The sequence below is a fragment of the Portibacter marinus genome, assembly GCF_021533195.1.
In the GTDB taxonomy this organism is placed as follows: domain Bacteria; phylum Bacteroidota; class Bacteroidia; order Chitinophagales; family Saprospiraceae; genus Portibacter; species Portibacter marinus.
The window spans coordinates 381,349-403,708 of sequence record NZ_JAJNKB010000004.1 but is presented as its reverse complement, the minus strand read 5'-3'; the positions used below and the strand labels follow the sequence as shown (position 1 = coordinate 403,708).

The window sequence follows — 22,360 nt, the reverse complement described above, 5'->3', positions numbered from 1 at the left end:
TTTTTGTGAGTTAATTCCAGCAAACAAACAGAGCTTCTCATACGTTTTAGCCATACATTTGATGGAATCTCCCCAAGAACCATAGAATAACTATTGGAAAATTTAATGCTATGCACTACTTACGATCACTTTTCATAGTAGGTGTCTTTTTCTCTACTATGAGTTTAATATACTCTCAAACCAATACCTACAATGGTACGGTAATCGCCAGTGACCTGGAAGAGCCGTTGTTTGGCGTTTCAGTTTTAATCAAGGGAACCGGAGATGGTACATTGACAGATCTGGATGGAAATTTTGAAATAAGTGCGGCCCCGGGAGATACTCTTGTACTATCTTATATCGGTTATGAAACACAAGAAATAGGGCTGGGTACGCAGACCAACCTTTCGATTACCATGGGTCCAGATAATGAAGTACTGGATGAGGTAGTGGTGATCGGTTATGGGACCATTAAAAAGTCGGATTTAACAGGATCTGTAGCAAAAGTCTCGGCTGAAGAAATCACAAAAGTGCCTGCTGCAAATGCCATTAATGCACTCCAGGGTAAAGTAGCGGGACTACAAATTAGTAATACTTCCGGAGATCCCGGATCTGATCCCGTAGTAAGATTAAGAGGGATAACGACTCTAAATAATAACAACCCTATTGCAGTAATCGATGGAGTGATTACTGACGTGTCCGCTATTTCTTTGCTGAACGCAAATGATATTGAATCAGTTGAAGTTTTAAAAGATGCATCGGCTACAGCGATCTACGGATCGCGTGGAGCGGCAGGTGTGATCATCGTAACCACTAAATCTGGAAAAGCGGGCAAAAATAAAGTGAGCTTTTCAGTAGAACAGTCTTTTGAATCCATTGCCAATGAGATCGAAGTCATGGACGGTCGTGAGTTTGCAACTTACTTGAATCAAATCGAACCCGGGACCTACAATAACCTTGACGTTTTACCCAATACAGATTGGCAAGAATTAATCTATAATAATAATGCACCAATGACCAGCGCTAACTTTTCAATTAGTGGGGGTTCTGAAAACGCTACTTTTTATTTTGGACTAGGATATTTCGGTCAACAAGGTATCATTGAGAAATCTAATCTTGACCGTCTGACTGGAAAATTAAACTCCGAATACCGTTTAAGTCCCAACTTTGATGTAGGATTAAATTTATCAATGCTGCTTAGTGACAAACAAAATACACCCGGTGTCGTCAACACTGCTTTAAGAGCCTGGCCCATTAACACACCATATCTAGATGATGGAACTACTTTTGCAGAAGTCAATGGAGGCAATCCGCTTGCAGCGATCGAATACTCGAATAGCAATAGCGATCGACTTAGAAGTTTAGGCAACCTCTATGCAAACATTAATTTTCTCAACAATTTCACATTTAAAACCAGTTTACAATTTGATTTTGGAGCTGGTAAATCAAAATCATTTTCACCTGTGTTTTTTGTAGGTTCTCTTCAACAGAACGAGATTAATGATCTCAATTACACTAATGATTACAATTTGGGATTAATTTTCGAAAACACTTTAAGTTACAATAACGAAATTGGCAGACATCGAGTTGGAGCTGTTTTAGGTTATTCCACTCAGGATCAGAGAAATGAATTTATAAGCGGAAGTACAGAAGGACTCTTAAGAGAGGATCCACTTTTTTGGTATTTGGAAGCAGGACAAAATGATTTTGAGACGGTGACCAATAATGCAGCCAGATCGACCATCATATCCTATTTAGGAAGAGTCAATTATTCATTTGACTCCAGGTACCTATTGACAGCCTCATTGAGAAGAGATGGCTCTTCTAATTTCGGAGGGAATAATCTCTATGGATATTTCCCCTCTGTTGCTTTGGGATGGAATGTCTCCAATGAATCGTTCTGGAACGTCGACCTTGTTAATAGACTGAAAATCAGAGGTAGCTGGGGGAGAATAGGCAATGAAAAAATTCCGGGTTCGGCCCAGTATGCATTGATCAGAGGGGGTAGAGATGTGGTTCTTGGGGAAAATGAGGGTATTCAGCCCGGAGCGACTTTCGATGGAGGTGGAAATCCCGATCTTAAGTGGGAGGACACGGAACAAGCCAATATCGGATTTGAAGTTGGAATACTAGAAGACAAGTTTACTCTTGAAATGGATTACTACTACAAAAATACCTTTGATATTCTAGTGCCACTTGAACCGGCCGGATATTTGGGTATTGGAGCCTTCAGATCTATTTTCTTTAATGCGGCAAATGTAGAAAACAGAGGATTTGAATGGAATGCAAATTATCGTGACAATATCGGAGACATTTCCTATTCCATTGGATTTTTAGGAACGACCATAAGAAATGAAGTGACCAATATTGGCCAGGGATTTGGTGCAGATTCGTTGTTGGTTGGAGGTGATCTTGGGAATGGTCAACGAGTTGCGAGATCATCGGTAGGAAATCCTGTCGGATTCTTTTACGGATACCAGGTAGAAGGTGTTTTTCAGAACCAGGCGGAGATAGAAAACAACCCATCCCTTTTTGGTCAGCAACCAGGTGACTTGAGGTACGCAGACATCAACAATGATGGTTTATTGAATGCTAATGACAGAACCATCATAGGAAGTTCTATTCCAGATTTTATTTATGGTTTTAACGCCCAGGTAAATTATAAAACCATTACCTTATCTGCTGATTTTCAAGGCCAGATGGGTAATGAAATCTATAATGGTAAACAAGCCATTAGATTTACTACCCTGAATTATGAGGAGCGTTTTAATAATTACTGGTCTGGAGAAGGATCTACCGATGAAAACTTTAGACCGGTACTGGGAGGTCCGAATTTTCAGCCGTCCTCTTACTTTGTAGAAGATGGTTCTTTCTTGAGACTCAGGACCGTAACCCTTAATTATGGCATTCCAAATAGGTTGCTCGACAATTTAAAGATGGCAGGCGCTAATGTTTACGTCCGGGGTACCAACCTTTTTACAGCTACTCAATATACAGGGTATTCGCCTGAAATAGGGGCCGCCAATGCCATTGACGGATCTATTGATTTGGGAGTTTATCCCATTACACGAGTTTTTTCAGTTGGACTTAATGCAAGTTTTTAAACATCGAATCATGAAGAAAATAATATATATACTGATTGTAATAAGTATCGCTACTTCCTGTGGTGATGATTTTCTGTTTCAGCCTCCTAGAGCGGCACTGACAGTAGGTTCATTTCCGGCTACTGCTGACGATGCTTTATTAGCAGTAAATGGTGCTTATAATATACTTCGAGCCTGGCAGATCAATACAGGTGGATTCCCACTGCTTGATTTTATGGCAGATGATGTTGTAAAAGGAAGTAGTCCCGGTGACGGCACAGCCGTTGCTCCTTACGATAATTTCACTCATACTGCTGAAGAGGGTGGTTTAGAAAGATGGTATAAAACAGAATATGAGGCCATACGCAGAACCAACTTGGTAATCAATGAGGTACCAAATATCGATATGGAGGAAGATCTAAAGTCACGTTTGATCGCAGAAGCAAGGTTTTTGAGGGCTTTTTTCTATGCTGACCTGGTCAGAGGATTCGGAGCTGTACCTATGGTTACGGAAATTAATGCTCCTGTAGACTTGGTCAGAACACCAGTAGAGACCATATTGAATGAGATTATATATCCTGATCTTGAAAACGCCATTGTTAACCTTCCAGAAAGATCTGGCTACGGAGCAGAAGACTTGGGAAGGGCCACAAAAGGTGCTGCGAGAGGTCTTTTAGCTCGCGTTAAACTTTTTTATAAAGCGTTCGAAGATGTTGAGGAGCTGACGCAAGCAATCATTGCCTCTGATGAATACGAGTTGATGGATGACTACGCTGATATTTTTACCGCAGAAAATGAACACAACATTGAATCAATTTTTGAGGTAGGAGCTATTCCGGAGACTTTTGCAAATGGTGGTAGTCAATTCGCCAATACTTTAGGTGTAAGAGGTTCTCCTAACAGAGGATGGGGATTTGGTCGTCCCGCCTACTCATGGATTTCAGAAATGGAGGCAAATGAAGACCCGCGATTGGAACCTTCGGTTATTTTCTTAAATGAAGAATTGGATGGAGTGGTTATTTCAGGAGATGGAGCTACGCCTGATACGATCTATGCAGGTGGAGACATAGTAGAAATAGAGGCCTATAATCAGAAGGTTTGGTACCCGGGTACCGATACGAGAACAGCCTTTGGCCATAATAAACGTATCATACGATATGCAGATGTTTTACTCATGCACGCTGAAGCGTTAAATGAAAATGGTAAGACGAACGAAGCCCTTGATTATCTAAATCAAGTGAGGTCGAGAGCAGGAATGCCGGAATATAATACCACATCCCAAAGTGAATTACGGGATTTAATCATGGACGAAAGGAAATACGAATTGGCATTGGAAGGATTGAGGTTTTGGGATTTGGTCAGAACTGACAGAGCGGAAGAAGTGCTGGGACCGCTTGGATTCATCAAAGGAAAAAATGAATTGTTGCCCATTCCTCAATCGGAGATTGATATCTCTCAAGGAAGAATTGAGCAAAATCCAGGTTACTAATAGGAAGTCGGACCTCGGACTTTAGTCCGAGCTCTGGTATTATATATATAGAGAATATTCTCGGACTAAAGTCCGAGGTCCTATAATAACTCCTAACATTAATAAAAAATAAAAAATCAAAAATATTAGAATATGAAAATCTTAAATTATTGTATGGCTTTATTTGCCTTAATGGCAATCACTCTAACCTCCTGTGACGACGAACCAGATCCAATCTTAGCACCTGTTGTTACTGGAATTGTAGCCGAAGGAACCAGTTTTGAAGACGGAAGTTCAGTTACCAAGGACCTCAATGGCGCTACTTCTGCAGCGGATGTAGCGACTAATTCTACCATAACCATCACTTTAGATAAGGCCGTGGATGGCTCAACTGTCAATGTCTCTAATGTTTCGATTTCTGATGGATCTAACGATGTTTCATCGACTGTCACGAGCTCAGGATCAACAATCCTTATCACGCCGGACCAAGAATTAGTAAGAGGAACACAATACACGCTTACTCTTAGTGGCATTAAATCTACAGATGGTGGAACATTGGGTAACATCACAAGAACTTTTACTACCGAAGGTAGAGCACCAGTCGTTGCTCCTAAAGCAGACCAACTATTGGCATATTACGACTTTAATGGAACTACAGATGATCAATTAGATATGTTTAATCCAGACAATGCAATAGCCATCGAATTTGGTGATGATAGATTCGGACAAGGAAACAGCACGGCTACATTTGATGGTGATCAGTCTATTATTGAGATTCCAAATGGAGATCAATTTATGGCAAACGATGATATGAGTTTGTCTTTTTGGATGAAGACTAATTCCGATGGTCACGTTGATGCAAATGGAAATCCTTCATCCCACTTTATTATTGGCCTAGGGGCTTTTTTCGGATTTCAAATAGAATTAAGAAATTCTTATAACTCTTTTGGTTTTCCGGTAAGCTACATCGCAGAAGATGATTCCACAACATTTACGTATCAAATTAATGTCGAAGGTGCTGGCAATGATAACACAAGTGGCGGTTGGCAAGGTACTACATTTGATGCCAATTTAGGTGAAAATGGAATTCTTGATTTGGTAAAAGATAAGTGGGCACATTTAGCATTTAGCTACGACGCAACAGCAAGAGTGGGAGCATTTTATATTAACGGCATGCTAATGCGAAGTTTTGATTTCAATTTATGGGATCCATGTGATGAGGAACGACCTTTAAGCTGCTTTCAGGCTACCAAAGGTGTTAATTACAGAGGTAATCCGGCGGATGTCGAACCGATTTTAGCACTAGGTTTCATTAAATCTGTTGATAGTCCTATGTGGGCCAGCGAGCCATGGGGCGATTACTTCAGACCTACTTCAAATCACTTTAAAGGAGATTTAGACGATCTAAGAATCTGGGGAGCTGCTTTGACACAAAGTGAAATAGAAGCACTTTACGACGCAGAAAAATAAAATTTAAATTTCCCTATTTCTATAAAGAGCGGAGAAGTGAGAGCTCCGCTCTTTTATTAAATCACACCACTTAAATTTGCTGCAACAAAAATGAAAATTACGCTTTCCATAATTCTCGGACTTTTTCTATTTTTCTCCTGCACTGAAGAACCGATCATTCCTGATCCAGACGTGGGAACCCTACAGTTAGTAAGCGCAAAAAAAGGTGGCGTTTCATTGCTTTCAAACAACCCGGAAGTCCCTTCCACCGGTGAAATAATATTGACCTTTAGTGCTGCCATTGACCCCAATACCAACCATGAGATAAGCCTATCACCAGATCAAAATCTTTCTTTCCAAAATCTCGATTTAAATAAAATAATTTCTATTTCTACCGAATTGCCATTGACAGAAGGCGAAACTTACCAACTTATTATTGGAGATGGTCTCAAAGGAGCAAATGGGGAAACATTTCCCGGTTATTCCACATCCTTCCAGATTGAATCTCCCGCTTTGGAATTGATATCAGTCACTGTCGATGAAAAGGAACTTAAAAAGAACACCAGAAACATTGATATACCACTAAATCCCACATTCAAATTGATCTTTTCACAGGAGGTTGATCCCGAAATACTGGAAAAGGAAGTGGTTTTAGTGGGACAAAAAAACTACGATTTCAGCATCGCTCCGATCTCCTCTGCAACCTATGAATTGAAACCCAATGACCAGTTTGGAAGTCTTGAAAAAATAAACCTGCTACTTCCTTCCAGCATAGGCGAAAAGTTCCAGACCATAAGCTTTGAATTATTTTCCATTTTAGACACCATTCCCAAATTCCCAATTATCTCTGATGATGAATTGCTCACCAAGGTTCAGGAACAAACTTTTAAATATTTCTGGGACTTCGGCCATCCGGTAAGTGGCCTGGCCAGGGAAAGAAACACCAGTGGAGAAACGGTGACATCCGGAGGGTCTGGCTTTGGTTTGATGGCCATGATCGTAGGAGTGGAACGAGGATTCATTACCCGACAAGAGGCTGTAGAACGATGGCAAAAAATCATGAACTTCCTGGAAAACGCTGACCGATTTCATGGAGTGTGGTCACATTGGTTAAACGGAACTACCGGTCGAGTCATACCTTTTTCTGCACAGGACAATGGCGGTGACCTGGTAGAAACTGCATTTCTGGTTCAGGGAATGTTGACAGTCAGACAATACCTCGATGCTAACGCACCTGAAGAATCTGCATTGATTGATCAAATTACCCAACTTTATGAAGAAGTAGAATGGAATTGGTATACCAAAGGTGGTGAAAAGATACTCTATTGGCATTGGTCACCCCAATTCGAGTGGGCTATAAACTTGCCCATTAGGGGACATAATGAAACACAAATCATTTACACGCTTGCTGCATCATCACCCACTTATCCCATTGACAAAGAAACTTATATCAATGGCTATACCAGGAACGGTGGATTTCAAAACAGAAATACATTTTACGGTATACAACTTCCCACAGGGCCCGGGCGCGGAGGACCACTTTTCTTTAGTCATTACAGTTATATAGGAATGGATCCAAGAAACCTTCAGGATGAATATGTTAATTATTGGGATCAGAATGTAGCGCATACTTTAATCAACCGCCAATACTGCATTGATAATCCACAGAATTATGTCGGATACTCTGAAACTTGTTGGGGTTTGACAGCCAGCGATGGAAATACTGGTTATTCAGCTCACGATCCCGGAAATGATCGGGGAGTAATCACGCCTACCGCTGCGATCAGCTCGATTCCCTACACGCCGGAGGAATCACTTGCAGCAATAAAGCATTTTTACTATTTACTCGGTGACAAACTCTGGGGTCCGTATGGATTTTATGACGCCTTCAATCCCACAGCAGGGTGGTATGCTGATTCCTACCTGGCTATTGACCAGGGCCCTATCATCTGTATGATCGAAAATTTTAGAACGGGATTGCTTTGGGATCTTTATATGTCAGCTCCGGAAGTTAGAGCTGGATTAGACAAATTAGGCATTACTTATTAATTTAGGAGGATGAAGAAATTGATATATCTCATTTGCTTTTTTATGGTCGTTGCTTGCAATACCACTAAAGTATCTGAGGATCAGGAACAAATAGAAAATTCAGACCAGTCTTCTAAGAATTCGATGGTCGATGAGGCACTATTGGATCGCGTACAGAAAGAGACCATCAATTATATGTGGGAAGGAGGAGAACCAGTGTCAGGAGCAGCTAGGGAACGCTTACACATGGATGACGTCTATCCTTCGACCCCCAAAGATGTGGTCACGTCAGGTGGAACAGGTTTCGGGATCATGGCATTAATAGTTGGGATTGAGCGCGGATTTATTCCCAGAAAAGAAGCAATAGAAAGGTTGGATCGCCTGGCCAACTGGTTAGCGAAAGCAGATCGTTACCACGGTGCGTGGCCCCATTGGATGGATCCTACAGGAACGACGGTTCCTTTTAGCAAGTTTGACGATGGGGGTGACTTAGTAGAAACCTCTTTTCTTGCTCAAGGCATGCTGGTAGCAAGACAATACCTTCAGAAAGGATCGGAATCCGAAAAAAGGCTGGCATTAAAGTTTGATCAATTATGGAAAGGCATTGACTTTGATTGGTACACCAATGGGGAAGAAGTCCTGTTTTGGCATTGGTCCCCTAATCACGATTGGAAGATGAATTTTAGGGTAGGAGGGCATAATGAATGCCTGATCATGTATGTACTAGGAGCAGCATCTCCCACGCATGCTATTGATCCGGCTGCCTATCACCAGGGATATATGCGAGGCGGATCCATTGTTTCAGACGAAGAATATTATGGTCTTCCTGTGCTTTTAGATCATTACGAACACAATGACAAGTCTGTCGGACCGTTATTTTGGGCTCACTATTCCCATTTGGGACTGAATCCTCATGATCTCAAGGACAAGTATGCGGATTTTTGGAAATTAAATCAGAATCATGCATTGATCCAACACCGACATTGTGTTGAAAACCCTTATGAGTACAGAGGCTATAGTGACGAGTGTTGGGGATTGACTTCATCCTACAGCATGAAGGGATATGCAGGACACAGTCCACAAGAGGATCTGGGGGTAATTACACCGACTGCGGCTTTAGCCAGTTTTCCATATACACCAGCGGAAAGCATGAAATTTTTAAATTTCCTTTATAATAAGCATCCGGAAATAGTAGGTGAATATGGACCATATGATGCCTTTAGTTTTCAATCTGATTGGATGCTTCCTCGTTATCTTGCCATTGACCAATTGCCAATTCCGGTCATGATAGAAAATTACAGGACAGGTTTGATCTGGAATCTATTTATGTCTGCGCCTGAAGTACAAAACGGTTTGAATAAATTGGGATTCACTTATAAAAGAAGAGGAATAGAATGAGATTATCAGCAGTAGTTTTTTTCATGTCAATGTTGACCATTCTCAATGCTCAGCAGAATGGTGAATACATTCCTTTGGTTTATTCTGACGGGGAAGGAGGAGTATTGAATTACAATATCTTATACCCTAAGGACTTTGATGACTCGGGTTCCAAAAAATATCCCTTAATGCTTTTCTTACATGGAGCTGGTGAGCGAGGTTCAGATAATGAGGCACAGTTAATCCATGGTGCTCAGGTCTTTAAGGACTCGTTAGAAAAGTATCCAGCGGTGGTTATTTTCCCTCAATGTCCGAAGGACAGTTATTGGGTTGATTTGCGCAGTGAAGGAACAGGACAGGGACGAAATATGAAAATTATGACGGAACAAGGTCCCAATCCTGCTTTAAGGATGGTGATGGAATTGATCAATCAGACTTTAGATCAATCTTATATTGATAAGGATCGCTTTTATGTAGCTGGCTTGTCAATGGGAGGTATGGGAACGATAGAATTAGGTTGGAGAATGTCTGATCAGATAGCTGCTGCGATTGCGATTTGCGGAGCCGGACCAAGCGACAAAGCCACGGAAATGGCAGATGTACCTTTTTGGTTTATTCACGGAGTTGACGACAATGTGGTTCCTTCACGGTATTCATTAATGATGTTGAGGGCGATGCAGGTCAATGGCGGTAAGGCAAGAATTACTTTGTACCCTGAGACCGGACATAATTCCTGGGATAAAGCATTTGCAGATCCGGAGTTTTTCAGTTGGATGTTTGATAAGAGGAGGTAGAGTTTAGTTGTTAGTTGTTAGTTGTTAGTTGTCAGTTGTTAGTTGTCAGTGAAAAGCCAATTACGAAATGCTATAAATATTTTTTAAATGAAACACATATTATATCTCTTATTCTTTACATCAATCCTTAGCGCCCAAACCACTCTCTCCCCTAAAGTAGAGGCCATTTACCAACAAATGACCATCGACGAAAAGATAGGACAACTCAATCTCATCACTCCTGGAGGAACAGTGACTGGCGAAGTGGTCAGTAAGAATGTAAACGAAAAAATGAAAAATGGCCAGGTAGGCGGAATATTCGGAATTCGAGGAGCAAAGAAGGTAAGGCAAGCCCAACAAATTGCAGTGGATTCTAGTAGACTGGGTATTCCATTAATTATCGGCATGGACGTTATTCATGGACACCAAACCATTTTTCCTATTCCTCTTGGGCTGAGTTGTACATGGAATATGGACCTGATTGAAAAAACCGCCCGTCAGGCAGCTAGAGAAGCTACAGCCGATGGTCTCATGTGGACCTTTTCACCTATGGTAGACATATCAAGGGATCCCAGATGGGGGCGCATATCTGAAGGTAATGGAGAAGATCCTTATCTGGGTTCTCAAATTGCCAAAGCCATGGTCCGCGGTTATCAGGGCGATGATTTTACAGACCCTACCACCATGCTTGCTTGCGTGAAGCACTTTGCCTTGTACGGTGCAGCAGAGGGTGGTCGAGACTACAATACAGTGGATATGAGTAAAGTGAGAATGTATAATGAATATCTTCCACCTTATAAAGCTGCAATAGATGCTGGTGTTGCTTCAGTCATGACTTCGTTTAATGTGCTGGATTATGTACCAGCGTCCGGAAGCAAGTTTTTATTTCGGGATGTTTTAAGAGACGAATGGGGTTTTGATGGTTTCGTAGTTACAGATTATACAGCCATTAATGAGATGATTGAGCACGGTGTAGGTAATTTGCAAACTGTTTCTGCGACAGCCTTAAATGTAGATATTGACATGGATATGGTAGGTGAAGGTTTCTTAATGACACTTAAAGAATCGTTAGAAGATGGATTTGTGACAGAAAGTGATATTAATGAGGCTTGTAGAAGGATTTTAAAGGCAAAGGAGTTGTTGGGATTATTTGAAGATCCTTATCGGTATTTTGATGAGGAACGGGCATCCAAAGAGATTTTATCTGATGAATTCAGAGCCTTTGCCAGAGAGGTGGCTGCAGAATCATTCGTCCTGCTGAAAAATGAGGATGATATTTTACCTTTAGAAAAGACGGGAAAGATTGCCGTCATCGGCCCACTGGCTGATTCCAGAAGAAATATGTTAGGGACCTGGTCAGTTTCGGGCGATCACTCTAAAGCAGTTACCGTCATCGAAGGCATTCGTGAAGTAGCAGGAGAAGGTGTTGAAATTCTATATGCTAAGGGATCTAATATCAGTGATGATCCTGAATTTGCCAGAAAGGTCAATGCTTTTGGTCCTGAAATCGTTATCGATGAAAGGTCTTCCGCTATACTTTTAGAAGAGGCCTTAATAGTTGCCAACCAGGCTGACGTAATCGTTGCGGTTGTTGGAGAAGCTGCTGATATGAGTGGAGAATCTTCAAGTATGGCTAATATTGGTTTGCAACCCGAACAACTGGAGTTATTAAAAGCGCTTGAAAAAACGGGTAAGCCTATCATAATGGTTTTATACAATGGAAGACCGATGACCTTGAACTGGGAGTCTGAGAATATGGATGCCATATTAGACGTTTGGTTTGGAGGTACAGAAGGTGGCAATGCTGTTGCAGATGTACTTTTTGGAGATAAGGTTCCAGGCGGTAGACTCACTACTTCTTTTCCGTTTCATGTAGGCCAAATACCCATATATTATTCGATGCTCAATACCGGACGCCCTAACTTTGGAGAAACTGCTCAGAAGTTCAGAAGTAACTACTTAGATATTCCTAATCAGCCGCTGTACCCATTTGGATATGGGTTGTCATACGCCACATTTGATTACAGCCCGATGGTTTTATCGGATACTTTGTTTTCAAATACTTCCGATATAAAGGTGAATGTCAATGTTAAAAATACTGGTGATAGGGAAGCCACAGAAGTCGTTCAACTATATGTCAGGGATGTGGTGGCGTCAATCAGTCGTCCCATGAAAGAATTGAAAGGCTTTCAGAAAATCAGATTAGCACCCGGTGAAGAGAAGCAAGTTGAATTCACCATCGATCAGTCCATGGTAGAATTTTACAATGTAGATCTTGAAAAAGTAAGTGAACCTGGACTTTTCGAGGTGATGATTGGTCCTGATTCACAGAGACTGGAAAGAAGAAATGCTATTCTGAAAAAGTAACTCTTCAATTAATACGGGAACAGTTTTGAGATTTATTTGAATATTAAGAATTCATTATCTATGTCCTATTGGACTAGTCAACATTGATCCCTCTCAAGACCAATTCTTTCCACTTGGGATGCCTTTTAATATACCCAGCTACAAACGGACAAAGCGGTACAAGAACTAAGTCTCTATCTTTGACTTCCTGAAGCACGGTTTTTACTAGTTCAGAACCTATTCCCTGACCTTCAAATTCTTCCGGTACTTCTGTATGGGTCAAAAAGATCTTGTTTGAGGTCAAGATATAGTCAATGAATGCTAGTTTGCCATTGATTTCATGCTCAAATCGTTTCTTTTCTTTGTTGTCTACAACTTTCATTGCTATATTTTACTTTACAAATGTCACCTAACCTCAAACTTCCATTGGCACATCCATTAATAATACATGAGCATCATTTTGAACTTCGATTTCTACAAAAGCAGTATCCCAGATTCCGAAACCATCTCTTTTTCCCAATTCTTCACCCGCTACATTTACTTTGCCGTCGATGACGAAAACATACAGTCCATTCCCTTTAGCCTTTATCTCATATTGACCTGACCAACCTTTCTTCAATTTACCCATAGAAAACCAGGCATTTTGATGCACCCACACCCCTTCATCATCCTGATGAGGAGAAAGGATCTGTACCAGATTGTTTGAAAGGTTTTGATCATCAAGTGTAATCTGATCATAGCGAGGTTCGACATTCTTTTTATTGGGAAACATCCAAATCTGTAAAAATCGCACCGGGCTGTCTGAATTCTTGTTGTATTCACTGTGTCTGATTCCCGTTCCTGCACTCATCACCTGAATATCACCAGACTTGATAACGGCTTTGTTGGACATCGAATCCTGATGCTCTAGATCACCTTCCAGAGGTATGGATATGATTTCCATATTATCGTGTGGATGGGTGCCGAAACCTTTACCACCCTGAACCACATCATCATTGAGCACCCTTAGAACTCCAAAGTGCATTCTTTCGGGATGGTAATAATTTGCAAAACTAAAAGTGTGATGTGAGTCAAGCCAACCGTGATTAGCATGGCCTCTGGTTTCCGCTCGATGTAATACCGTCTTCATATCTAAATTGTTTTTTAAATTGGGTAGGTGGTTAAATCCTACTTGCTGCATAAGCCTGTTATAAGTGCTGTCTTTTTTCAGAATCTTACTGCCTACGATGGTTTCCCCAGATCCCAACAGAACATTTTTTAAAAACTTTTTCCTATCCATAAAAGATCCAACGTTTGACGATTACCAATTGTTTAAAGCAAAAACACTTCCAAATTTGCTATTTTAGTCCAAAAGCAATGGACGATATAGTACGAAAAATTAGCCAGGGACGGACAGATTTGATTTTCGATTTGATGGCGAAAAAAGGATGGAAAGAAAGGTTGTTTCAGGATCGGATCAAGATCCTACAATGGCTGGTATACTATGATGATCTTACAGCAATCAAAGCAGTGATCCATAATGGGGGTACATTGGAAAGCATCAATATCAATGACGAATTAGGAAATGCTGCTTTTTTCGGTCATTGGAAAATCTGTGAATTCCTGATACGAAAAGGTGCTGATGTCAACTATCATGTTGATAAGACGGAAGAAACTCCATTGCATAATGCCTTGTGCAAAGCGGGTCGACCATACTATTTATATACTTTGAAGGTTTTGATAGAAAATGGCGCCAATGTCAATGCCAGAACTAAGCCCGGAATAGAGACCGGTGGTTTTATGCGAGATGTCAGAACTAGAGGAGAAACACCTTTACATCGTGCAGCAGCCTATGCCGATGAAATTATGATCAGGTATTTGTTGGAAAAAGGGGCAGATGTAACTGCTAAAGATGCTTTTGGAGATTCACCATTAACCTGGGCCAGTCGCCATCTGCGTCCTGGTAACATTTTAGCGTTATTGACCTTTGGAGAACACCGAATTGGAGAAAATCACCAAGCTAGAAATACAAGTGATCATGGAGCAGGTTGGGGAAATGGGATGGACTGGAATCTTTATGGTGAATATGTGAAATAATTGTTTTGTAAACATTAAACCCTTAACTTACTTACTTCGCAAGATTCTAACCTCGATATGACACTTTTGTACAAAACAAAGAAAACCGACCTTATTCTGGATCAGAGTATGTCCCCTGATCAGCTTGATGAAGCTCAAAATACCTTAGCACCACCACCTTTCCAGTTAAAAAGTACCTTTAGAAAAAATGCTGGAGAAACACAAACACCGGAAGTTTCTTATGGATATAGCGAAGGAGGACTGCCCACTCAATTAAAACAAGGCATAGAAGGATTATCAGGAATGAATATGGGTGATGTAGATGTCCATTACAATTCAGATAAGCCCAAGGATCTTGGAGCCAATGCCTATGCTCAAGGCACAGAAATACACATTGGCCCCGGACAAGAAAAGCACTTGCCACATGAGGCCTGGCATGTTGTACAACAGAAGCAAGGCAGAGTCAAAGCCAATATGGACAGGAGCAATAGTATCCCCATCAATGATGATCATGCTTTGGAAAAGGAAGCTGATGTGAAGGGCGCGCAGGCTTTACAAATGAAGAATGTCGCTAAGTCGGTAATGACGTCGAATGAAAGTAGTGGAGGCGTTGCACAACTATCACCGAAGGAAAAAATAAACGAGTTTTCTAGGAAATCTGGACTTTCTGCTAACATACAGACGATATCCTCTCATTTCAAAATGAATAGAAGTGAAGTTCACGCCATCATTGCATCGGATGACTCATACGAACAAAAGATAGCTAAACTATCAGAACCCTTAAATAAGGAAAAGGTAGAAGCCAAAGAATCGAAGGACAAAACGGAGACTGGAGGAAGTGGTGGGCACGCAATCGGTCGACATGGTCCTGAAATAGATGATAACACCTTAAAGGATCGCTTATTTAGCGGAATGGCACCTGATGGAGCACTATCACCAGCCCCTGGCAACAGCTCCAAGTTTAAAAGTTATGGCGCCATGCTTTCCACCCGACAATCAGCCAATGCTTATTTAGGGTCAGAAATTGCTGGAGTTCAAAAAGATATTCTCAAGTGGAAAGCTGTTAATATTGAAGGAGACAGACTTTCCGAAATTGCCAATAAAAGGGAAGGGGCAAGAGTGAAAAAAGCTAAGGCTTTGCAGGATGCGGAGGCAAACGAACAGAACGTAAGGGCTGAAGTAGCAGGTGGAACAAAAGAGGGAACTGAAATCGGCCTAGCTGTAAATGAAGCAAAGGAAGCAAAGAAAAAACTGGATTTAGCTACAGAGAACAAGAAAATAGCAGATGAAGAAGTGGCAAAACCCGGAAAACATCTGATGAGGATGTGGCCCTCTTACTCTAAGTTTGGACTTGACATTAGGGAAGATGCAGATGCAGGTCAACTTGAAGAGAATGTCAAACTCAAGGACACTTATAGTTTTACGATAGCTCATACAACAGCAGTTGGTGAGGGTTTTGAAAGTGATGACGGTATTAAGTTTTCGGAAATTGCAAGAGCTGCGGCAACCAATCCTGATGCTGCAGATGATGTTGAATATCAACCTAAAAGTGAAACAGATATCGAAGCAGCACTTTCAGGTTTGGGCGTAGCTGGAGATTTAAATAAGTTTGCAAAATACCTATCAGATAAAGATAATCTGAATCTGGCAAGGAAAAAAGGAGGAAAGGGAAGTAAAGTATTTAAATCAGCGACTGCGACCGGAGACCTGACCAAAACAACGACCAATATTCAGACGAAAGGGGATAAAAAGTTATTCGATAGTAATGCCGGTTCAAAAGAAGACAAACCCAAAAAAGTGAAAACAGCGGATTGGCCAGCAATTCAACATTTTCCGGCAGCTGAAGATGCAGAAGTAGGGTTTAAATAATCAAGATGGAAGACAGAAATGATATGGTCAATAATTGGGCAGATTACATGGAGGCATGGGAGCAGGAATATGAAGGCTATTCCTCGACCATTAGGTCTGTTTCGGAAAAATTATTGAACGATAAGCTTAATGCTGAAGCCATTTTTGAAGTGGGCATCGTGCTCTTAAAGGAAAACCAAATAAAAAAGGCAACTGATTTTTTGTATGCTGCCCATCACTTTGATCCTGATAAACCTGGATATCTGATTGAATTGGCTTCTGCCCTGGAAATGTCGGGAGAATATGATTTAGCGATTTCACTCATCCAAAGCAACATGGATTTGGCGTATCAAGATCCAATGTTGCATTATTTGCTAGCCCTTCATGCTGTTTATTCTGAAAGAATCGAACTGTCAAGAAGTCAATTAGAAATCATTGAATCTATAGATGACGCTCCATTTAGATTTTATTCAGAAAGAATAAGGAGGATGCTGGGGCGCTATGATTATTTACATCCTTATCAAGAGCAGCTCAGCCATATGCGATTTTGGTATTTTGTAACCACAGGCGGAATACTGTTGGATAGTCCTAATATTCAAGGGTACTATAAGTCCAGAGATCTTGAAAATCAAGATTTATACGAAATACTAAAAAGGCTTGATCTCAGTTTTTCCAAAATGAGTTTGTCCTTCACTTCGATAGCTGCCATACCTGAAAAGAGTTCAATGATTATGGCCAAGGCATGGCGCATGTGGAAGGATCTTCCAATGCAAGAATTCAAAGAGAAAAAGAAAGACGTTCTGGTTTGCAGCTATGACTTGATAGATGTCATACCGGAATATAGAAAACAAGCGATGTTGCCCAATGAGAATAATTTTTTGTTCTCGGTTGGAGCGGGCATGGGCAACGACATAGATGTTGCTCCAGATTTTCTGGGATTTTTCTATCGGGAAAGTATTTCACCATGGGGCCCAGGCTTTACCAGCAAATTAGAGCATAGAGATCTGACCCATGCCGATGACGAAGAATTGGCCAGCCGGATTATTGACTCGAAGACTGAAATTAGAAATGCCAATGATCTGAAGGAATTCATTGACTTACTTTTAAACATACCAGATCGACAATTAATCGCTGCTTTTCAGGACAAAAATCAAAGAGAACGGCTTTGGATTCGAAAACCTGATCCAGTGAAATAATTACCCTGGCCACAAAAATCATTCTTTTAACGTGATTGAAAAAAAAAATGCATTACTTACGCCCAGTAATTTTCTCACTTCTCCAATGGCCACATATATTTGTCCCTCAATGACTGAGGGGTACCATTGTTTTTACCATTCCGCTTTTTGTTTTTCCAATCTTTGTTGTCAGAACGTTCTTGCTTAGAATGGCCGCTACTATTGCTTGTTGTTTTTTGATCAGCATTCGCGGATTGATTTCCTGCTTCAGGTTCATCTCGCCTTCCTTTCCACTTCTTTTTCTCAGGTCTGTCTTGTTTTTGTCTTTTTTCAAAAGATGATTTAGGATGATCTTTTTTGCGTTTTGACTTAGGATTACGGTCTCTATTCTTTTCAGACTGTTGATTTTCTACATCAGACGCTTGTTTATCTTTATAATCTTTCTTTTTTCCTTTAGGACTTTTACTTCCTTTTCCGTGCTTTGATCTTTTTCTATTGGCAAAAAACTCCTGCTTTCTTCGGTTTTTTTCTTTCTGCCACTCTTTCTTTTCGGCGTCGGTCATCGGTTTGTCCGTTTGAGGATAAGGATTATCAGAAACCACATCTATCTTCTGTCCGATCAATTTCTCAACGTCTTTGATGTATGCATTTTCTTCCGGTTCGCAAATGGAAATAGCATAACCTTCTTCTCCAGCTCTTCCGGATCTACCTATTCTGTGCACATAGGATTCCGGTTCGTTCGGAATATCATAGTTGATGACATACTTTAATTTGTCAATATCAATTCCTCTGGCAGCTATATCTGTGGCCACTAAAACTCTGGTTTTCCCTGCTTTAAATGCCTTAAGGGCTTTCTGTCTTTGTGGTTGAGACTTATCACCATGTATCGAAGCGGCATCGATACCATCCTTCTTAAGTTTGCGTGCAATTCGATCTGAACCATGTTTAGTTCTGGAAAACACTAAAGCCTGGTCAATTTTTTTGCTTTCCAATATGTGAACCAATAAACTGTGCTTTAGATCCCGATTAGTATAATAAAGATGTTGTTGAATGGTTTCTGCTGTAGTAGATGCAGGTGTCACTTCTATACGAACGGGATTCTTTAAAATTTTCTTTGACAACTCTACAATGTTTTCAGGCATCGTCGCTGAGAAAAATAAAGATTGCCGTTGTTCGGGAAGCAAATCAATAAGTTTGTTGATGTCATGGATAAATCCCATATCCAACATACGATCTGCTTCATCCAGGACAAATAGTTTGACTTCCCTCAAACTTATAAATCCCTGTCCGATTAAATCCAGCAACCGACCCGGAGTAGCCACTAAAATATGGACTCCCTTTTTCATCATTCTGACTTGTTCGTTCTGTTTTACTCCTCCGAAAATAACAGCGTGTCTGATAATGGTGTTTTTACTGTATTCTTTGATGTTTTCACCAATCTGAATGGCCAGCTCTCTGGTCGGAGTGACAATCAACGACCTTAAATGAGGTCTGCCATGGTGTTCTCCATCCTTTTTATTGATCAATTGGATGATCGGTATAGAGAATGCCGCTGTCTTTCCTGTTCCTGTTTGAGCTACACCGAGAACATCTCTTCGATTGAGAACTTGTGGTATGGCTTCCTCTTGAATAGGTGTAGGTTCTTCATAACCTTTTTCTGCTAAAGCCTTTAGGATAGGCTCTATGATGTTTAATTCCTTAAATTTCATTCTATTATTTATAAGCGTGCAAAGGTACGATATTATAATGAATAGTAATTTGTAAGTTTGCACAGCTGAGTTATGAAGAAAATAATGTTTTTTCTTGTGGTATGCCAATGTTGTGGTGTGAAGGTGTATAGCCAGGGTGACTGGACGAGCCTGCAAGCTGCAAAATTTAAGGAAGTATTTGTGGAGCAATTTTATTCCTTCAAAACCTTGTTGGTTCCTACTGATAGTATCATGGCTCTCGAAGGTGAGCTTTTTGAAATGACCGGTTATTATATTCCAGTCGCTACTGAGGACAAGAGCATTATTTTATCGAAGACTCCTTTTGCCAGCTGTTTTTTCTGTGGTTCAGCAGGTCAGGAAACGGTGATTGATGTCAGACTCCGCGAGCCCGCAAAAAGAAATTATATAGCTGACCATAAAATCAGGGTTAGTGGGCGTTTAAAGATCAATACAGAGGATTGGGAAACACTGAGCTTTATCTTAGAAGATGCAGTGATCATTCAGGATTAGAATGGTGCCCAAGCCTTAAATGTGAGTAGAAGTCAACCTCGAAAGTAGCTTGAGCATGCTGTTTTTAACCCTTTATTTATAATCTTCCCTAGAAGGAACAAATACATCAATAATTGTACAATCTGTCAGTGCAGAATGTGGTGTATGAGGAGCAATAACTATATGGTCTCCAGCTGAAACGATCTTGGTTTTACCATCTACTGTAAATTGAAAATCACCGGATTGGATACAACTTGTCTGTTCGTGAAAATGCTGATGTTCGGGAAGAACTGCTCCTTTGGCTATCTTAAAAAAGGACATGGTCATTTTGTCGGTATGAATCATACGACCGACGATACCTGGAACGACTTCAAACTCCTCGAGTTCTTCAATATTTTGAAATGTATTATACATCATGGTTTGATAAGTTAATTTTAGAAACCAAAAGCAATGATTACTAACAGTAGTAATAAAAGAGGTATAAGTCCGGTTAGCAAACCAGTTACCAATCCCCAAATAGCCATTCTTCTTGACAATTTATAAGTTTGGCGATCTTTTCCCGTCTTGCGAAGAACGATGATGGCAAAGATATCTGCAAGAATGGCCAAAATTGCTGCTGCTATCAGAAAGGCAGAACCTAATGATAATAGTATTAACCCAACGAGGGATAGTACTCCAGCGATTAGTGCTATCCAGGCCAGCTGTCTAATTTTTACTTTGTCAATGGCTTTTTTAAAGGAGCTTTTTATCTTGCTCAACAAGCCCGTTTTATCCTTCGATTTTTCTATTTCTACAAAAGTCTCTTGAGAAATGGGGTTTGTAGCATAGGAGTCATTGGAAACCCAGGATAGATTTAGGATAAGAATGAGAAATGCTATTTTTTTCATAGTCGAAAGATAAACTTATTTGGTTATTTACCTTATCAAAAAAGTAGGTTATGCGTAACAAAAATGTAACCATTAAATCAAATATTGACCACTTACTTTCCTAATCAAGTAATCATACTGCAAGTCTCCAAACCCCAAAGCATGATCCTTCGCCAGCAATTTTCGAATGACATCTTGCTTTTTCAATGGACTACTTTGCAACATTGACATAATTTCAGACTCCAGTTTACTCAAAGATTCACCATTACCAAAAAGTACTTTCGAAGCTTCTAAGGCATCACTTAGGTAGGGCAATCGATCTGATTGAATGGATGAGAACTGTTCCACTGCCATTGCACAAAACATCATCCACGCTTTGTCAGCTACCAGCAAGTCATATTTCATCAGGATTTTTCGATTATTATAAAGCACTTGATATTCTTGCGTGTTTATCTCCCCAAGCCCTACCCTGTGCTTGTATTGCGGGTGATCACCCACACAGATAATGGAAACTTTAACCTCCTTTTTATATTTCAAGATGTAGGACATCAAAGCAATAAAATTGACCTGGCAAAACACATCATATTCGTACCACAGAACAATTTCAGGACCTTGGAATTTGCGTAACTTTCCAAACTCCAGCATAACACTTCGTCTGTATTCAGCCAGCTTCGCTCCATAAGCAGCTTCCATGAATTGCGACCGCATGTCCCAAAATAATTCGCTGTCGATCTGGTAGAAAAGTGGTCCCAAAGCCAAAGTTTCACGCCAGACCATATACTGACCAGTAAAACCTGCATCACGAAATTTCCGAAATGTAGCATCTCCATTTAATATATGCAGAATGTCCTTTTTCAATTCATAGACATCGTAGGGATGAGGCTAAGCCCATTATGGAAAAGCAATTCGCTGTAATCATAATCCATATAGGGAGTGAGTGGGAGCGCATCAATAACCTGGACCAATTCACTTTCAGAGCTTACCAAAAATACACCCCATAGTTTTGTGCGCTCTTTTGATAATGAGTAAGCCAATAATTTACCTTGTTCAAACAATTTGGAGATGGCCTTACGTTGACTCGGGATCTTTGCCTCGAAATCTCCGTCGATCTGGTAATACACATCGAATTCAACCATATATTGTTTGTCGCCGCCGTCCATTTACTGAAATGCTTCTAGATCAAATATAAACCTATTCTTAATTTCCTGAGGTGAAAATGACCTAAATTCTAGTTTGATCTCCATGTCAAATGTTTTTTTCTTTAGCAAGTCTTCCACATTTGAAATAGAGGTGAGCAGTCTTAATCGAGCATTATTGTTGTTGTTCTGATTGAAGTCCAGATAGTGTATCTCTTTGCGAATCCGCGGATCATCGGGATCTACCATCCACACACTGACCCGATTTACAAATTCATAATTCGTTTCTGAAAATACAGAAGTAATTTCACCTTTTCCACCCTGTATGGTTCGTATTTCTGAGGTGTCAACATTAGTTGACTTAAGATAAGTATCTAGTGGATTAGCGACATCCTGAATGATAAAAGTGTGGGTCAGGACTCCGGAAAGCCCTGCTGGAATCGTAAAATCCACTTCCAAAGGCATGCTAAAAAGTGGTTCTATTTCAGAACGACAAGAACTTAAACAGACAGCAATTAAAAGGTAAAGAAGAATTTTATTCATATCATTATGCTGATTAATGAATTTAACGAAGTCAGG

Annotated in this window: 19 protein-coding genes; 11 read left to right on the top strand and 8 right to left on the bottom strand. The window is 40.5% G+C overall.

Annotated elements, in window-relative coordinates:
- The first annotated feature begins 110 nt into the window (after window positions 1–110).
- The 7 genes from L2567_RS12625 (at window position 111) to bglX (ending at window position 12,524) form a co-directional block, all read left to right on the top strand.
- On the top strand, window positions 111–3,083 hold the full coding sequence (locus L2567_RS12625) for a SusC/RagA family TonB-linked outer membrane protein (protein ID WP_235298144.1): 2,973 nt from the start codon (window positions 111–113) through the stop codon (window positions 3,081–3,083).
- A gap of 10 nt (window positions 3,084–3,093) precedes the next feature.
- The gene (locus L2567_RS12620) at window positions 3,094–4,551 is read left to right on the top strand and encodes a RagB/SusD family nutrient uptake outer membrane protein (protein ID WP_235298143.1); all 1,458 of its coding nucleotides are present in this window, start codon (window positions 3,094–3,096) and stop codon (window positions 4,549–4,551) included.
- A gap of 132 nt (window positions 4,552–4,683) precedes the next feature.
- On the top strand, window positions 4,684–6,000 hold the full coding sequence (locus tag L2567_RS12615; RefSeq protein WP_235298142.1) for an Ig-like domain-containing protein: 1,317 nt from the start codon (window positions 4,684–4,686) through the stop codon (window positions 5,998–6,000).
- Between the two features lie 90 nt (window positions 6,001–6,090).
- A complete protein-coding gene (locus L2567_RS12610) occupies window positions 6,091–8,028 on the top strand; it encodes a glucoamylase family protein (RefSeq protein ID WP_235298141.1) in 1,938 nt (645 codons plus the stop codon).
- A gap of 9 nt (window positions 8,029–8,037) precedes the next feature.
- Entirely contained in the window at window positions 8,038–9,405 is a 1,368-nt protein-coding gene (locus L2567_RS12605; protein ID WP_235298140.1) for a glucoamylase family protein, read from the top strand.
- Window positions 9,402–10,178, top strand: coding sequence for a carboxylesterase family protein (locus L2567_RS12600; protein WP_235298139.1), 777 nt, complete (start codon window positions 9,402–9,404; stop codon window positions 10,176–10,178). The genes L2567_RS12605 and L2567_RS12600 overlap by 4 nt, the downstream gene beginning before the upstream one ends.
- 87 nt (window positions 10,179–10,265) lie before the next feature.
- Complete coding sequence (bglX, locus tag L2567_RS12595) at window positions 10,266–12,524, top strand: beta-glucosidase BglX (protein ID WP_235298138.1); 2,259 nt, start codon at window positions 10,266–10,268, stop codon at window positions 12,522–12,524.
- A gap of 73 nt (window positions 12,525–12,597) precedes the next feature.
- Here the strand turns inward: bglX and L2567_RS12590 are convergent, their stop codons facing one another.
- Window positions 12,598–12,885 (bottom strand): GNAT family N-acetyltransferase, encoded by a 288-nt coding sequence (locus L2567_RS12590; protein WP_235298137.1) that lies wholly within the window; start codon window positions 12,883–12,885, stop codon window positions 12,598–12,600.
- 33 nt (window positions 12,886–12,918) lie between these two features.
- Window positions 12,919–13,782: a pirin family protein gene (locus tag L2567_RS12585; RefSeq protein WP_235298136.1), complete on the bottom strand. Its 864-nt coding sequence runs from the start codon at window positions 13,780–13,782 to the stop codon at window positions 12,919–12,921.
- A 77-nt stretch (window positions 13,783–13,859) separates the two neighbouring features.
- Here L2567_RS12585 and L2567_RS12580 point away from each other — a divergent pair, with 77 nt between their 5' ends.
- Genes L2567_RS12580 through L2567_RS12570 form a run of 3 tightly spaced genes read left to right on the top strand, consistent with a single transcriptional unit; the run spans window position 13,860 to window position 17,602 of the window.
- Window positions 13,860–14,579 carry an ankyrin repeat domain-containing protein gene (locus L2567_RS12580; RefSeq protein ID WP_235298135.1) on the top strand — a complete coding sequence of 240 codons (720 nt, stop codon included), beginning with the start codon at window positions 13,860–13,862 and terminating at the stop codon, window positions 14,577–14,579.
- A 57-nt stretch (window positions 14,580–14,636) separates the two neighbouring features.
- Window positions 14,637–16,427 carry an eCIS core domain-containing protein gene (locus tag L2567_RS12575; RefSeq protein WP_235298134.1) on the top strand — a complete coding sequence of 597 codons (1,791 nt, stop codon included), beginning with the start codon at window positions 14,637–14,639 and terminating at the stop codon, window positions 16,425–16,427.
- A gap of 5 nt (window positions 16,428–16,432) precedes the next feature.
- A complete protein-coding gene (locus L2567_RS12570; RefSeq protein WP_235298133.1) occupies window positions 16,433–17,602 on the top strand; it encodes a tetratricopeptide repeat protein in 1,170 nt (389 codons plus the stop codon).
- 74 nt (window positions 17,603–17,676) lie between these two features.
- On the opposite strand, the gene L2567_RS12565 is transcribed toward L2567_RS12570, so the two are convergent.
- Window positions 17,677–19,290, bottom strand: coding sequence for a DEAD/DEAH box helicase (locus L2567_RS12565; RefSeq protein WP_235298132.1), 1,614 nt, complete (start codon window positions 19,288–19,290; stop codon window positions 17,677–17,679).
- Window positions 19,291–19,362: 72 nt separating this feature from the next.
- Between L2567_RS12565 and L2567_RS12560 the strand changes: the two genes are divergently transcribed.
- Window positions 19,363–19,800 (top strand): hypothetical protein, encoded by a 438-nt coding sequence (locus L2567_RS12560; RefSeq protein WP_235298131.1) that lies wholly within the window; start codon window positions 19,363–19,365, stop codon window positions 19,798–19,800.
- 72 nt (window positions 19,801–19,872) lie between these two features.
- On the opposite strand, the gene L2567_RS12555 is transcribed toward L2567_RS12560, so the two are convergent.
- From L2567_RS12555 to L2567_RS12535, 5 genes are all read right to left on the bottom strand, one after another.
- Complete coding sequence (locus tag L2567_RS12555) at window positions 19,873–20,196, bottom strand: cupin domain-containing protein (RefSeq protein ID WP_235298130.1); 324 nt, start codon at window positions 20,194–20,196, stop codon at window positions 19,873–19,875.
- 17 nt (window positions 20,197–20,213) lie between these two features.
- Window positions 20,214–20,666, bottom strand: a complete 453-nt coding sequence (locus L2567_RS12550; protein ID WP_235298129.1) for a hypothetical protein — start codon at window positions 20,664–20,666, stop codon at window positions 20,214–20,216.
- Window positions 20,667–20,738: 72 nt separating this feature from the next.
- The gene (locus tag L2567_RS12545; protein WP_235298128.1) at window positions 20,739–21,503 is read right to left on the bottom strand and encodes a hypothetical protein; all 765 of its coding nucleotides are present in this window, start codon (window positions 21,501–21,503) and stop codon (window positions 20,739–20,741) included.
- A complete protein-coding gene (locus L2567_RS12540) occupies window positions 21,500–21,805 on the bottom strand; it encodes a muconolactone Delta-isomerase family protein (RefSeq protein ID WP_235298127.1) in 306 nt (101 codons plus the stop codon). The genes L2567_RS12545 and L2567_RS12540 overlap by 4 nt, the downstream gene beginning before the upstream one ends.
- Window positions 21,806–22,324 carry a hypothetical protein gene (locus L2567_RS12535; protein WP_235298126.1) on the bottom strand — a complete coding sequence of 173 codons (519 nt, stop codon included), beginning with the start codon at window positions 22,322–22,324 and terminating at the stop codon, window positions 21,806–21,808.
- Between the last annotated feature and the right edge of the window lie 36 nt (window positions 22,325–22,360).